15 protein-coding genes are annotated in these 13,405 nt (G+C 33.0%); 11 read left to right on the top strand and 4 right to left on the bottom strand.

The genetic code is table 11. The features are described 5' to 3' along the window. The first annotated feature begins 42 nt into the window (after window positions 1-42). The 4 genes from ACE1MS_RS12625 to ACE1MS_RS12610 all read left to right on the top strand — a co-directional run bounded on the left by ACE1MS_RS12625 (window position 43) and on the right by ACE1MS_RS12610 (window position 2,160). The gene (locus tag ACE1MS_RS12625) at window positions 43-324 is read left to right on the top strand and encodes a hypothetical protein (RefSeq protein WP_447402383.1); all 282 of its coding nucleotides are present in this window, start codon (window positions 43-45) and stop codon (window positions 322-324) included. A gap of 159 nt (window positions 325-483) precedes the next feature. Beyond that, window positions 484-1,068 (top strand): GNAT family N-acetyltransferase, encoded by a 585-nt coding sequence (locus ACE1MS_RS12620; protein ID WP_099806219.1) that lies wholly within the window; start codon window positions 484-486, stop codon window positions 1,066-1,068. Window positions 1,069-1,297: 229 nt separating this feature from the next. Continuing rightward, window positions 1,298-1,681: a hypothetical protein gene (locus tag ACE1MS_RS12615; protein ID WP_012294750.1), complete on the top strand. Its 384-nt coding sequence runs from the start codon at window positions 1,298-1,300 to the stop codon at window positions 1,679-1,681. 92 nt (window positions 1,682-1,773) lie between these two features. After that, complete coding sequence (locus ACE1MS_RS12610) at window positions 1,774-2,160, top strand: hypothetical protein (protein ID WP_239069379.1); 387 nt, start codon at window positions 1,774-1,776, stop codon at window positions 2,158-2,160. 165 nt (window positions 2,161-2,325) lie between these two features. Here ACE1MS_RS12610 and ACE1MS_RS12605 read toward each other — a convergent pair whose 3' ends face one another. Continuing rightward, window positions 2,326-3,261, bottom strand: a complete 936-nt coding sequence (locus tag ACE1MS_RS12605; RefSeq protein ID WP_447402969.1) for an EamA family transporter — start codon at window positions 3,259-3,261, stop codon at window positions 2,326-2,328. Window positions 3,262-3,708: 447 nt separating this feature from the next. On the opposite strand from ACE1MS_RS12605, the gene ACE1MS_RS12600 reads away from it, so the two are divergent. After that, window positions 3,709-4,623, top strand: coding sequence for an EamA family transporter (locus ACE1MS_RS12600; RefSeq protein WP_036216491.1), 915 nt, complete (start codon window positions 3,709-3,711; stop codon window positions 4,621-4,623). A gap of 230 nt (window positions 4,624-4,853) precedes the next feature. Beyond that, window positions 4,854-5,495, top strand: a complete 642-nt coding sequence (locus ACE1MS_RS12595) for a DUF998 domain-containing protein (RefSeq protein ID WP_206700963.1) — start codon at window positions 4,854-4,856, stop codon at window positions 5,493-5,495. Window positions 5,496-5,764: 269 nt separating this feature from the next. Here the strand turns inward: ACE1MS_RS12595 and ACE1MS_RS12590 are convergent, their stop codons facing one another. Then, complete coding sequence (locus ACE1MS_RS12590) at window positions 5,765-6,310, bottom strand: DUF7010 family protein (RefSeq protein WP_031417209.1); 546 nt, start codon at window positions 6,308-6,310, stop codon at window positions 5,765-5,767. A 323-nt stretch (window positions 6,311-6,633) separates the two neighbouring features. On the opposite strand from ACE1MS_RS12590, the gene ACE1MS_RS12585 reads away from it, so the two are divergent. Beyond that, window positions 6,634-6,792: a hypothetical protein gene (locus ACE1MS_RS12585; protein WP_172799063.1), complete on the top strand. Its 159-nt coding sequence runs from the start codon at window positions 6,634-6,636 to the stop codon at window positions 6,790-6,792. A 555-nt stretch (window positions 6,793-7,347) separates the two neighbouring features. On the opposite strand, the gene ACE1MS_RS12580 is transcribed toward ACE1MS_RS12585, so the two are convergent. Further along, window positions 7,348-8,700 carry a lytic polysaccharide monooxygenase gene (locus ACE1MS_RS12580; RefSeq protein ID WP_447402968.1) on the bottom strand — a complete coding sequence of 451 codons (1,353 nt, stop codon included), beginning with the start codon at window positions 8,698-8,700 and terminating at the stop codon, window positions 7,348-7,350. A gap of 581 nt (window positions 8,701-9,281) precedes the next feature. On the opposite strand from ACE1MS_RS12580, the gene ACE1MS_RS12575 reads away from it, so the two are divergent. The 4 genes from ACE1MS_RS12575 (at window position 9,282) to ACE1MS_RS12560 (ending at window position 12,687) form a co-directional block, all read left to right on the top strand. Further along, window positions 9,282-9,746, top strand: coding sequence for a DUF2243 domain-containing protein (locus ACE1MS_RS12575; protein WP_012294741.1), 465 nt, complete (start codon window positions 9,282-9,284; stop codon window positions 9,744-9,746). A gap of 13 nt (window positions 9,747-9,759) precedes the next feature. Then, window positions 9,760-10,554 (top strand): cytochrome c oxidase assembly protein, encoded by a 795-nt coding sequence (locus ACE1MS_RS12570; RefSeq protein ID WP_447402382.1) that lies wholly within the window; start codon window positions 9,760-9,762, stop codon window positions 10,552-10,554. A gap of 317 nt (window positions 10,555-10,871) precedes the next feature. Then, window positions 10,872-11,756: a peptidase MA family metallohydrolase gene (locus ACE1MS_RS12565; protein WP_207889190.1), complete on the top strand. Its 885-nt coding sequence runs from the start codon at window positions 10,872-10,874 to the stop codon at window positions 11,754-11,756. 421 nt (window positions 11,757-12,177) lie between these two features. Next, entirely contained in the window at window positions 12,178-12,687 is a 510-nt protein-coding gene (locus ACE1MS_RS12560; protein WP_447402381.1) for a hypothetical protein, read from the top strand. Window positions 12,688-12,796: 109 nt separating this feature from the next. Here ACE1MS_RS12560 and ACE1MS_RS12555 read toward each other — a convergent pair whose 3' ends face one another. Continuing rightward, window positions 12,797-13,336 (bottom strand): hypothetical protein, encoded by a 540-nt coding sequence (locus ACE1MS_RS12555; RefSeq protein ID WP_036216464.1) that lies wholly within the window; start codon window positions 13,334-13,336, stop codon window positions 12,797-12,799. Window positions 13,337-13,405: the final 69 nt, after the last annotated feature.

Below are 13,405 nucleotides of genomic sequence, written 5' to 3'. Positions count from 1 at the left end.
ATACCATAAGCGCTATTGTGAGTGTGAGTGGGGGTGAGGTAAATGTATATGAAGGCACAAACTAATTTTATTGATGTAGTAAAAAATACGATTAGTAATAACGGACAATCTATCGAAGAAAGACTTGGAGAAAAGCACAAAGGCTTTGAAAAAGGCTGGAAAATGGATGGAAATGAAGTTGTGTTTTGGGTCAGTCCTACATTAAGACTTAGTGAGTATACAGGAAGTATAATGAACGAATTTAGATTCACTCTATTATTTGACGAAGAAAATAAAAAGTTAATAGTATCTGGTAACAATGTTAAATCACGAAATTTATTATAAATAATCCATTACCTAGTCACATCCAATAGATGTGGCTTTTTAATATTGTAAGAATAGAAAACTCTAAAAAGGAAATAATCATCCATAATTTTAATAATTGCCTAAATAGAATATGGTACTATTCAATTATATTACTCTATAGTGAAAAGGAGAGTTATGATGAAAAGTGGGTTCGAATTTAAAGATTTCCCCGTATTAGAAACAGAACGCTTTATTCTAAGAAAAGGCACAGTAGATGATGGTAATGATATTTTTGAGCTTTATGCTAATGAAAATGTGGTTAAGTATCTTCCATTAAATTTATTTGAATCGCCTGATGACGCAATGGTTGAAATTAATTGGTATGAGAAAATTTTTAAAGAACAAATTGGTTTAAGATGGGTAATCGAAGAAGCCAAAACGAAAAAAGTGATTGGAACATGTGGCTATTTGAATTATGAAAAAGAACATAACCGTATAGAAATGGGTTATGATTTGAACCCTGCTTATTGGCGGCAGGGTATCATGCAAGAGACTTTAGGCAAGATTATTCATTTTGCTTTTACGTCGATGGCAATAAATAAAATAGAAGCGAAAGTTGAACCTGAAAATAAAGCATCCATCAGATTGCTGGAAAAATTAAAGTTTTGCCAAGAGGGTGTTTTAAGACAACATGAATTTGAAAAAGGGAAATATGTTGATCTTGTCCTCTTTTCAATGTTGAAAAGTGAATATATCGCGCTAAATGAGGAGTCACGCTTGTAATGAGCAGTGGCTTTTTTCTTTTCTTAATAGTGGGTATCAACTAGTCAAAACGTTAGTATGAATTTATGAGGTGAAAGGGAATAATGAAGCATTTATTATCTTTAATATTTGAGGTTATTGATTACCAAAATTTGTTTTTTATGCTTTAATATAAAAGAAGAGGGGAGGAAATGATTAACAAAAATCTATAAGATGCATGGTCATTAAGAAATAAGAGGATTGTGAAAAGATGTTACAAAATAAAATAATTTCAGCTGTAATTACATTAATTATAGGTGCTTTTATTATTCCATTATTTATTGGTTATACATACAGCATTTCATATGGTATTTATGGCACTGCATTTACTGCACCAGCTATGCTTATAGCTGTTACCATATCAATTTTGATTGAAAAATACAGTAAAAATAAAAATGCTATATTCATGTATTTGAAGCATTTACTATGTGCATTAATTTTTTCACTATTATTTAGCTTAATTAATTTTAATGTTAATACTTTTAAAGATACTATTTATCTAGTTTCTTTAATGGGAAGTATTTATATAACTATATTTGTAATCTTTGATTATTTGTTAAAAAGATTACAACTAAACCAATCAAATCGCAATTAGAGTATCTACAAAAACATTCAAGAATTTTTGAGGAAAAAGGGGAGATTATATGAATACTATCAATTATTCATATGGAGCAAGGGTGAATATAAATGAAGGGTTTTATGATTGATTATTTTGAGAGAAAATTAAGATTTAAAGATATGGAAGTCTGGGATATCTGGTTTGATAAAGATATATATAGATTGTTTATAGTAGATGAAAACCGTGCTTCTGAAATAAGGGATCTGAACTTGCCCCCTAATGCAAGGGTATTTGAAGAGGATTTAAGAGAGAATCTAATCACTGTGAAGGTATACTCCGAAAAACAAGTAAAAAGTGAACATGTAGAGTTAATCGATCAGTTTGCTAAACAATTAACGGATCATGTTGCATTAGCTCATTGTGATATCCAACTTACGTTTTATACGGGTAAAATAAATGATGATATTTTTGAAAAAATTCCTTTAAAGCATTTGCTACATTTCAACCAGGACTAATTTCAAGTAGCTCTTGACGTAGAAGTTGATTAGAACGAAGGGTGACCTCGCTCTGGGAAAGCGTCTGCACGTAGTGGTAATCAATGGCTTTACTGTATGGTAAAAGAAAAAAGACTGTAGATAAACTCAAAATTCATTGAGTTTGCCTACAGTCTGAAAGGATTTTTAAATAGAAGATCCTTTAGCTATTTCCTTGCTTGATTTTTTGTATGTTGTTTCGTTATTTCTTAACAAGCTATCTTTATCTAATATAGTTGGTAAACAAATACCAATAATGATTGTTACGATACCTGCAATTTGCAAAGTTGTAACCGTTTCGCTTAATAAGATAACGGATACCATCACTGCTATGGGTAATTCAACCGCACTTAAAATGGATGACATTCCTAAACCAACTTTAGGAACGGCAATAGTGAATAAGAATACGGGTATAATCATACCAAATAATCCCAACGCCAATCCGTAAACCCACAGTCCTTCATTAAACAAAGTACCATTCCAAATAATTTCTGGGGATTGAAAAACAGCCGTAATTATAAAGGCAAAGAAAGAAACAAATACTAAACGGTTGGACGTGGACATATTGGCAGTAGCTTTTCCGTTCACATATAAAAATAAGGAATAACAAAGAGCAGCTGCTAGCCCCCATAACCATCCCTGCATAGGGATTTGGGATAAATCAACATCAATGATGCCAGCAGCTGGAATGGTTCCAGCTACCAATATGAGTAAAGAGATTAATTCAATTCTACTTGGGAATTGTCGTTTTGTAATACAAGATATCAACATACCGATCCATGTAAATTGAAACAGTAGTACAACTGCCAACGAAGCGGGCAAAAAGTTTAAAGAATGACCATATAAAATGTTTGTTAATCCTGTTAAAATACCTGCGAATATAAGGATTTTAACACCTTTAAAGCTCATTTTGGCTCTGTTTGTAACTAAGAAGATACATACCGCTATACAAAAGCCTATAAAAAACTGACTTGTCACGGCCTCAGAGACAGAAAACCCACTACGCATGGCCAGTTTTATAATAGTTGAAACGATACCAAAACTACTAGCTGCGATAATAACTAGTAGGGGATAAAGATACATCTTCATTTATCCACTTCCCTCCTAAAACGTTTATATAAATAGAAATTTAGCTATGATTTTGAGATTTAGAAAAAAAATCATAATCTCCAATATAAATGACAGATTGCTATTTTACAATCTTTTTTTTATAATAATTGCTGGTGAAAAAGAGTTTTTCTGTGGAGGAAAGTAATATTTTAGAAAAGGTAAAAATACCAAAATCATATGTATCAAGGCTTTGGCTTATGGTTGTGGCTAAATATTTTTCAAAATGGAGAAATGTATTTGCTATCAAGAATAAATGAATAGCATTGACACTTCCCCAATTTTTTTATACAATTGTGCTAATTTTATAAGCAAACACTCACAGGTTCGTGAGTGGCGGAATTTTGTAGAGTGTTCACTCTGTTTCATTCGCTCGTTGTCTATTTATAGGCGACGAGATTTTTTATTTTTTGGAGGGATTTTTTGAACAAGTTGAAGTTTTCTTTAGTGGTTTTATTAGGGGCCTGTAGCTATGGGGTCCTATCATCCATTCTGAAAGTTGGATTTTCAAATGGCTATACTTTTCCTCAACTTTTAGGGGGACAATATGTATTCGGTTGGTTTGGACTTTTAATACTCGTTCTTACTTTTTCTCGTTATAAAGTATCCTTGAAAAATATAGTATCACTATTAGCGGTTGGGACAACGATGAGTTTAACGAGTATTTTTTACGGCTTTTCTGTAAAAGAACTTCCGGCATCTATTGCGATTGTGCTGTTATTTCAATTCACATGGATGGGTGTTCTCATTGAAGCGATTATTAATAAAAGTTTCCCAAGTCGCGAAAAGGTTTTGTCGATCATTATCTTATTTGTAGGAACGATGCTCGCTGGGGGTGTGTTTGAAGGGTTAGGACAACAATTATCTTTGAAAGGAATACTCTTTGGACTACTAGCAGCGATAACTTTTTCCTTCTATATATTTGCTAGTGGTCGTGTTTCTACCGAAGTACCGATCTATTCAAAAAGCTTTCTGATGACAACGAGTGCAACACTCTTTGTTTGCATAATGTTTCCCCCAACATACTTGATGGATGGTACATTGCAGGCTGGATTATGGAAATATGCGCTAATCCTAGGTTTCTTTGGTGTCGTTATACCAGTTATTTGTTTTTCTATTGGTATCCCAAAAGTAGGGACGGGTTTAGGAACCATTTTAGGAGCTGTCGAGCTACCAACAGCCGTGATCGCTTCAATTACGCTTGTTCATGAGGTCGTGTCTCTTTTGCAATGGCTGGGAATTGTCTGTATTTTACTAGGTATTTTCATCCCTCAAATGCTAAATGTACGAAAAGAGAGGCAGCTAGCTCGTTTTAGTAATGAAGCCACAGAATTTTAGAATGCTATCTACGGGGATCACCAATCAATCTAAGCATTTTATAAAGCTTGGTTTGCCTATCTATCATAGAAGCTTTCATCTTTGAATGAAGGCTTTTTTATGAGTCAAGAAGGAAGAGTTGTTTTAATAATTGTAGTCTAGACAGCTATGATAACCATATTTTATCCTCATTTTTGGTTATAAATTGGTAATTTATTTTGGAATTAACTATATAATTATAAAAAAGGGGGATGAATGTTATCTATTTATCTAAAAAAATAGGAATAGTAAGCTGGATAGTTACCATTTTATATTGCGTGATAGAGCCGATTTTTATTATGACTTCACTTGTACCTTATAATATAATGCAACAAGCTATGAGTGATTTAGGAGTGACAACATGTGGTAAGTATACGTATACAATCGCGCCGCATGAAATTTGTTCGCCATATCATTTTTGGATGAATGTATTGTTTATCGTAAATGGCTTATCATTTTCAGTTGGCGTTATATATATATATCAATATTTAGAAAAGAATTTGATTAATAAAATAGGAACAGTATGTATTCTTATTTTTGCAGTAGGAAATATTGTGTCTGGTATTATACCGGCAAATGTTCATTTATTTTGGCATTCGATTTTAGCTCAAATAGGCATGATTACTTTTTTAATTGGGCTGGGAATATATGCAAAATCATTAGATAGAGGTAAACATTGGACCTATTTCAACTTAATTGTACTGATAGTTTTACTAATCTTTATTGGTCTATTGTTTTTCCTTCCTTTGCCTGCAGGTTTATTACAAAGGCTTTTTTATGGTGTAATTTTCGTGTGGGGTATGGGGCTAACTATTCTATTAGGTTCATCAGAAATAAAACCAGGTACTCACTGACTTGAGCCTGTTATTTTTTATATAAACAGAAAAGTAAACATATAGGGCATCATCACAAAGAAGAGGACGACTCATGATGACCATTTCACTGGGAGAAGGATGTAAGAAAGGTACATAGCAATAAAAAAAGCTGCTTAATCTGACCAGAGATTAAACAGCACATGGATATTGTCAATATAAAACATAAAAAGGAAAAAGTCAACAAATTTTTAGTGGATAAAGTGCCAAGCATAATTTCGGCATGTACCCTATATACTATCTTCCATTAATTATACAGGTTTGACTTTAAGTTCTCTTTGGATTAAAACAACTCCAATTCCATACACAATCGAAATAGCTAAAGGGACAACAGTGAAAGCATAATCAACAAAGAAACCACCTAAGATGAGAGCAGAAAAACAGGTTCCTAAAGTAACGAATAAATAGGCTTTACTTTTATAAATCCATATGTATGGAAGAAAATGAGAGCCTGCAAGTAAACCAATTGTGAAGGGAAGGTATTCAGGTATTTTCATATACACAATGATAAATACAGGTATATAAAAAGCTTGAGGAGCCGCGACAATTCCTCCTAAAATCCCTAAAGGATTGTCTGTAGAGTTTAAACTGACACCAAGAATTTTACTAATGAAAATGCCAATAGGAAAAATAGCGCCCAATCCAAAGATCCAAATTAAACGGACAGCTTCTATTGGAAGGACAAAGTACATTAGGGTGAAAACTAAAAAGACAATAACGCCAGAAAGTAGAATTGGGAATCCTTTTTGTGTTTCAGCTATAAGCTCATTTTGCAAATTTACAAGAGTTTTACTCATAAACGTACCACCTTTCATAAAATGGGGAGAAGATAGTATAGTATAACAGTTCATAATCAAATTTACCGTAAATATCCTAAAAATGGTATCTTTTTCAGATGTTTTGGCGGAAGATATAGGGAAATGGAAATGGGGAAGAAATGGAAAAAATCATTCAAATGAAGGAGTAGCAGGCATTGATTCGTCGGTTTTTCTTCCATCCCTCTCTTTTGAAAACTAAACGTTAATAATTACAGTATGAAGCATTTGGATATGTTATGATCAAATTTGTGGAAAATATTCACAAACAGTCAGTGTGGTCTAATGAAATAGGGGGACAGATGATGGATAATCAGTATTTCGTAGGTTGGGGTACATTAGCGTTAATTAATGCAGGCCTGGCACAAGGGAAAAATAGAACAGGGTTAAATTGGTTTTTACTTTCTCTTTTATTAGGTCCATTTGCCACATTAATTTTATTATTTGTTGAAAAGAGACAGTAACTTCCTTCCATCTAGGAAGATTTGCGATAGAAGAGACGAGAATAGCGTTTTAGTAGGACTAGATAAAACTTCTATAAGTGGAACAATACTAAGTCAGTTACATTTAAAGGAGGAGAATATATTTATCTTACTCATAGTCTAAGTAAAATTAACGATGGAGCTCATTTGTTTAGCCATTTTGATGGTGACTCTCAATCTTTCATTACTTCTGCAATTTGAATCAAGTATTAAAATGACTATGATATCCTTGCAAATTCAACCGAGTTAAAGGGCAGTAAGAATGAACCTCACCTGATGGTGGGGCTTTTTCTTATAAAAATAGTCTAAACTAAAAGTGAAATCAAATAATAATAACGTTGTGGAGAAAACTCTATTTCCACCATCGAACGGATTCTTCATTTAGATTATCTGTTGTACTAACCTGTTGTATAATCTCGAAGAATAGTAGCATGTTTTACAAATGTAAAAGCAGCTTGTAAGTAAGCTGCTTTTACTTGAATCATTCTTTTGGAATAAAAAGATACTGAATCCTCTTACTAGAATACTGTCTTTTTATTAAATTTCTTTCCATAAAGACAGTGCGTTTATCCAATTTGGATCTCCATATCCTTGATAGCTTTGAACCGCTTCATAATTTTTACCTTGATACTCTACCTTATCTCCTTTTTTGTACGCCTTAAATGGACTCCATTGCTCATAAGAAGCACCTTGCTCCTTAGTCGTTACAGTTAAAATAGAACTTTTAATGGACTCATTTCCATCTGCATCTACGGCAGTTACTGCATACATATATGAAGTGCTTGATTGAAGATTCATGTCCATAAATGATGGGATTGTGGAAGTCCCAACTGCAGACATTTGTTCTTTTGTTGACCCTCTATATATAACATAATGGTCAACGGCTACATTATCCTCTGAAGCACCCCACATTAAGTCTACACTTGAAGAAGTAATTCCCATTGTATGTAGTGAAGTTGGTTGCGTAGGGGATTCTGTATCTGGAGCAGCATTCAATGTTTTTACAACTAGAGACTCACTTACTGTAGAAACATTCCCAGCTGCGTCTACAGCCTTTACAGAGTAAGTATAGGTTGTATTGGAATTTAAATGTTTATCTATAAATGTCGTTCCTGGGATAGTGGCAACTACCTTGCCATCACGTAATACTTGATATTCTTTTACACCTACATTATCAGTAGAAGGGTTCCATTTTAGCTCGGCGCTAGTAGAAGTAACTTTTGTTGTATGTAAACCATTTGGTTGAGATGGGGCTTCCATATCCACATTGCCACCATTATTAACCAAATTTATATCAATCACATTATAGAATGCATTTGAAGTGTCTGCGACATCCCAAACGGCTAGAATAACGTGGTAGCCATTACGGTCCGTCGGCACGTTAATGGTATGAGTTAAATTAGTCGATGCAGCAGTGCCATTATGTGCTACAGTACCAATTGGCTCAAGGTCAGCGCGGGTTAAAGGTTTGTTGGGATTCCAATCACGTTTTGTAATATAATAGTGCCATTTGCTTGTTAAATGTGGCGCAGTATATTTCCATGTAAAAGTATTGGGACCTCCCGTAATCGTATTCTTATACCAGCGATCTGCAGTTTGTTGATCAAGGATACCACCAAAAAGACCACCCGCAGATGCAATTTTTCCATCTAGAGGTCCACTTTGCGGAAATCCTTTAGGCGCCTCTAGACTCTGAGGCTCATACATGATGCTTCCACACATTAAGTTAAGTGCTCCATAATTTTGAGTACATAACGCTGCTCGGCTAGCTGGTTTTTCAACAAATCCATGAGCATATGCATTTGGAGCTGTCGAAATCCCTATGATTCCGGCTGCTAATAGGGCAGCACTCAGTCCTTTTTTGCTTAATTTTGAGAATTTAGTGTTCATCATCCATCGTCTCCTTAATTTGAATTTGTATTGCGACTAGTATGATAGCAATAGATTAATAATTATTCAAACTACGGAGAAATAATACAATAGTTTTATTTTGCAAAAAAACATTTTTATAAAAATATAGATATAAAGACCTTGTTTAGTGGAAATTGTTATTTTTAAAAGCTAATTTCTATTAAAAAAAGCTATAAATTCTAATAAAATATTTAAATTTGTCTATTTTCGTACTAATTGATATTATTCCAAAATATCCAACTGATTAAGCTTGTAAGGGCTATTGGAGATGTCTTTTTAAGGACAAACTAAGTTTCACCGCGAAGCAACAGTAAGTGGTGAGTTAAGGGATGAATCCAATATTTTTAGACACTATGTAGGTAAATGTCTGTTGCGATAGAATGCAGCTAAGAAAAAAATAACCTAAAGATGCTTTGCTCTTGCACATGCATGCAAATCCTTTTGGTGGTTTTCTACACACCATAAACAAAGGAGTTGATTACATAAAATGGTTTAGATTCTTTTGTTTCATGGTTAAACTAATAAAAATCTAGGAGGTGAATGGGTTGGATATATCAAAAATGAATGAGGTTAACCATCATACACACGAAAATCGTTTTCAGTATGGGAAACGTAATATGTGGACCGGCATATTATTTGGCTTTGGTGCAGTAGCATTTATAGACGAAGTAATTTTTCATCAATTATTACATTGGCATCATTTCTATGATAAATCTACGGCTAATATTGGATTAGTCTCTGATGGATTGTTTCATGCCTTTAGCTTTTTCGCCACAATTGGCTCTGCTTTTTTACTGGCAGATCTTCATCGAAAACATGGGTTTTGGTTAAAAAGGTGGCTTGGAGGTATTTTTCTAGGTTCAGGAACATTTCAACTATACGATGGTATCATTCAACATAAATTCATGAGGCTACATCAAATACGATATGATGTCGATATTGTCCCCTATGATATAGTTTGGAATGTGCTAGCGGCTATTTTAATTATTATTGGTATGGCCTTATTATTTAAAACTAATCAATAAGGAGGTACCATCTTTGCATTCACATGAAACTCACATCCAAAATCTTTCTGTCATTGTACAGCTAATAGTAGTTATCCCATTTTTCATTTCTTTGATTTCTTATATCGTGGCAGTCAAGCTCTCAAATCAACATAAAAAACAGTGGCCTTATATTCGTACATTATGTGGGATTCTTGGACATGTATGTGCCATATTAACATTAATGGGTCCATTAGCAGAGCTTGCACATGTTAATTTTTCAGCCCATATGGTGGGTCATTTATTGCTTGGAATGCTAGCACCACTACTTATAGCATTATCGGCACCTATTACCTTATTCTTAAGAACTATTCCTGTGAAAAAGGCCCGTTTTATTTCACGAATACTCCGCAACTCTTACTTTAAATTTGTGTCCAACCCGATCATAGCAACGATTCTGAATGTAGGTGGTTTATGGCTTCTCTATACTACGCCGCTTTTTAGCATGATGCACGAAAGCTCGATTTTATATATACTGATTCACATGCATATTTTTCTAGCAGGTTATTTGTTTACTAGTGCATTTATCTATATTGATCCAACGCCACATCGGTTATCTTATGTTTTTCGTTCAATCGTTTTATTGATAGCTTTAGCAGCTCATTCGATATTGTCCAAACATATTTATGCGTATCCCCCTAATCGTGTATCTACTGAACAAGCAGAGCAAGGTGCTATGATTATGTACTACGGTGGAGATTTAATTGAAATTGCACTGGTCTATATACTATTTTATCAGTGGTTTAAAAAGACAAGAAATCCTGTTTTTGCAAATCCTATTATTTCTTAACAACTCATCGTATACACTTATAAACAATCATGATGAGTATGAAATCGAGTGATTTCCAACTATTTTCTCATAGCCCAATTAGATTGAGCTATGAGAATAACGATGCTCCATCTTGAAATTTTATAGTAAAAGACAAAGCTCAGGTACTCATCATATGAGAGCCTGGGCATTTTTGTATTTTATTCTTTGTAAAAATGAAACTCAAGTGTAATTAATCTAGTTGCCTTATATTAAAGTTCGAATAAATGCCAATAATTGAAACTTCTGTATTTTCAGTTCGTATAAATGGGTAATACTATTTTTTCCAGGGGGTAAAAATGTTTAAGTTGAGAAGCTGCTATCTTATATTAGTCCTCTTACTAACTGCCTGTACTCAGGAGGCAGTCATTCCAAAAGAACAAGAAAAAAATGATGATAATATCGTGGTGACACCAGATGGAAAAATAACCTTTGAGATTATTAAAAATATCGAGATTTCACAAAGCAAAGTAGAATCATTAAAAGATGAACTTCTAATTGCCTATCATGATATTCAAAACTCAATTCAAACGGATTATGTTCCATCCGAGAGAATAAAAGTATATCTTAATGCAGGTAATGACTTATCTTGGGGCCTGAGGTCGGAAATCTATTTATATGGTGTTAAATCAAATTTCTATCCACTTGTTCATGAATTGACACATTCTATACTAGGCTATGGCAACAATTTTGATGCAAGTAATGGCTATTTTACGCAAGAAGGGTTTGCTACTTACATGGAAGATAAGTATGGAAAAAGCTCATATACCAATCAGTTTGTGAAGTCTTTTATCGATTCAAATACATTATTACCTATTAGTAATTTAATAGACCCGACTCAAGACGATTCTTATTTTCGACCAGATATTACAAGTGAAACAAGGTTCACCCTAATGAGGATGAGCTATATTCATTCAGCTTCATTTATTAATTACTTAATTGAAACTTATGGATTAGAAAAGTTTGAAAAGATATACAACGAAAAAAATGTAGCAAATAAAATAGAGGAAGTATACGGGAAGAATGTTAGTGAAATAGAGAAAGAATGGGTAGCTTTTATTAAACGTAGTCCAGAACCAACAAAAGAAGAAATAATAAAAATGAGGAATTATTCCGAATTAACTTCTTCACTTATTAATCAAATTGATGCCAAGTATTTTTCTAGAGATACTACAAATGACTAAGGACGTTCTGTTATATGAGAGAGAGAAAGAAAAAAACAGCTATTCCTTCTAAAAAATAGCTGTCTAAACTATAATGCTAACAGTGGAAATGGTTGAATCAGCTTATAATGTTGCTTGTGTGTTAACGGAAATAGTAATTTGATAGTTGCTTATCAAAAAAAAGTCTTACTAAAATTAATGCATTATTTTTTCTTTCTAGTAATTTTATTATGGATAATTATGTTAAAATTAATTTCGGAGATTGTGAAAGGAACTTATCATCCATATCCTATTCAAGCATATTTAGAAAATTAAGAGGGTCGTTTTTTGTACGACAAGCTAAATGTATTTAAACTAATGCCGCATTTTTGTATGCAACAATAGTGTATTAAAGCTACTGATGTTAATACAGAATCTGTGAAAACCTAAAGGAGGATTTATGTTGCAAATTAAATTGAACAAATCTCTTGCTTGGAAAATGGGGGAGATGATTGAATCTGGCTTAATAACGTATAAGCATTATGTATTATTTTGTGACGAAATTATTGAAAAATATGAAAATCCTCCTTATTGGATTATAGAACTATCATTAACAAAAGTTCAAAATGATGCAGTAAGAATAGTAAGAGAATTTGCGCATTCGGAACCCTTTGAAAATTTTCCAGAAGTAAATGATTTCTATTTGGCATGTTTATTTTTACAATATAAACAACGTCAAATATCTTGGGTAAGTTTTCTATTTAATGCTGGATGGTATTGTGACGGTTACCATTGTTCAATCCACTGTGAATTTTTTTATGACCTGCTAAATGCTTATGAAAAATCCAAAGCTTTAGAAGAAATCCAAGTAAGAAACGTTGAAAATTTTCTTCTAGTAAATATCAATGAAGCACAAGATATTTATAAGATATTTGAATATTACTTTGACAAATACATAGTAGCTAGTTCCTAATAATTCTAAAATTTTGTAAGATTAAATTCTGACCAAGACAGCTAAAGGCCGTCTTGGTCTCAAAATTATTCTATATGTATAGTAAAAAATGATTTGCTGGATAATCATATTAATATTTCCTTTTTGTAATCAATCCGAATTCATAAATAGCTTCTAGCTTGCCATTATTAAATTCTAAACTTACCATAGAATTTTCTTCTACACCGTTCTTTCCTTTATAATTAAGTTTATTTTCATCTGTGTGCAAAGCTCCGTATCCTACGATTTCTTTTACGGTTTCTTCACTCATACCAATTTTGAGCTTTCGAAACATTTCAGGCGTTATGGTTGAAATTTGTTTTGTCGGTTTTTCCTCCTCTGAGAAGATCATTTCTATCGATTGGCCAACTATCAATAATCCAATTATACTAATCAAAATTAAAGCGATTTTTTTAGGCCATTTTGGTGGAGTGACCTCTCTATAATAATAAGTTCTATTTGCTGACTCTCTGACTATTTCTGGGTGATTATATTCAAAATGAGTTTCTTTTTCTATAATCGTATAATCTTCTGAAACGGCACCACAATATTCACATACATATATATCTTTATATTCTTTGTGAGATTTTTTATATGAATTTGTAGCTAAACAGTTAGGGCAATTTTTCATAAATCCTTCTCCTTACCTTTGTCACTTCTTTCGGGTTGTGTCTTCAACAATCGTATGACAATATTCTCA

Source organism: Lysinibacillus sp. fkY74-1 (assembly GCF_053165895.1).
This window is presented reverse-complemented; position numbering and strand designations above follow the sequence as displayed.

Excerpts from the sequence above, each read along its gene's own strand:
- ACE1MS_RS12625 (WP_447402383.1), top strand. The coding sequence starts at position 43 with ATGTATATGAAGGCACAAACTAATTTTATTGATGTAGTAAAAAATACG.
- ACE1MS_RS12555 (WP_036216464.1), bottom strand. The coding sequence starts at position 13,336 with ATGAAAAATTGCCCTAACTGTTTAGCTACAAATTCATATAAAAAATCT.
- ACE1MS_RS12575 (WP_012294741.1), top strand. The coding sequence starts at position 9,282 with ATGAATGAGGTTAACCATCATACACACGAAAATCGTTTTCAGTATGGG.
- ACE1MS_RS12615 (WP_012294750.1), top strand. The coding sequence starts at position 1,298 with ATGTTACAAAATAAAATAATTTCAGCTGTAATTACATTAATTATAGGT.
- ACE1MS_RS12580 (WP_447402968.1), bottom strand. The coding sequence starts at position 8,700 with ATGAACACTAAATTCTCAAAATTAAGCAAAAAAGGACTGAGTGCTGCC.
- ACE1MS_RS12595 (WP_206700963.1), top strand. The coding sequence starts at position 4,854 with ATGAATGTTATCTATTTATCTAAAAAAATAGGAATAGTAAGCTGGATA.
- ACE1MS_RS12585 (WP_172799063.1), top strand. The coding sequence starts at position 6,634 with ATGGATAATCAGTATTTCGTAGGTTGGGGTACATTAGCGTTAATTAAT.
- ACE1MS_RS12605 (WP_447402969.1), bottom strand. The coding sequence starts at position 3,261 with ATGTATCTTTATCCCCTACTAGTTATTATCGCAGCTAGTAGTTTTGGT.
- ACE1MS_RS12620 (WP_099806219.1), top strand. The coding sequence starts at position 484 with ATGAAAAGTGGGTTCGAATTTAAAGATTTCCCCGTATTAGAAACAGAA.
- ACE1MS_RS12610 (WP_239069379.1), top strand. The coding sequence starts at position 1,774 with ATGAAGGGTTTTATGATTGATTATTTTGAGAGAAAATTAAGATTTAAA.
- ACE1MS_RS12565 (WP_207889190.1), top strand. The coding sequence starts at position 10,872 with ATGTTTAAGTTGAGAAGCTGCTATCTTATATTAGTCCTCTTACTAACT.
- ACE1MS_RS12590 (WP_031417209.1), bottom strand. The coding sequence starts at position 6,310 with ATGAGTAAAACTCTTGTAAATTTGCAAAATGAGCTTATAGCTGAAACA.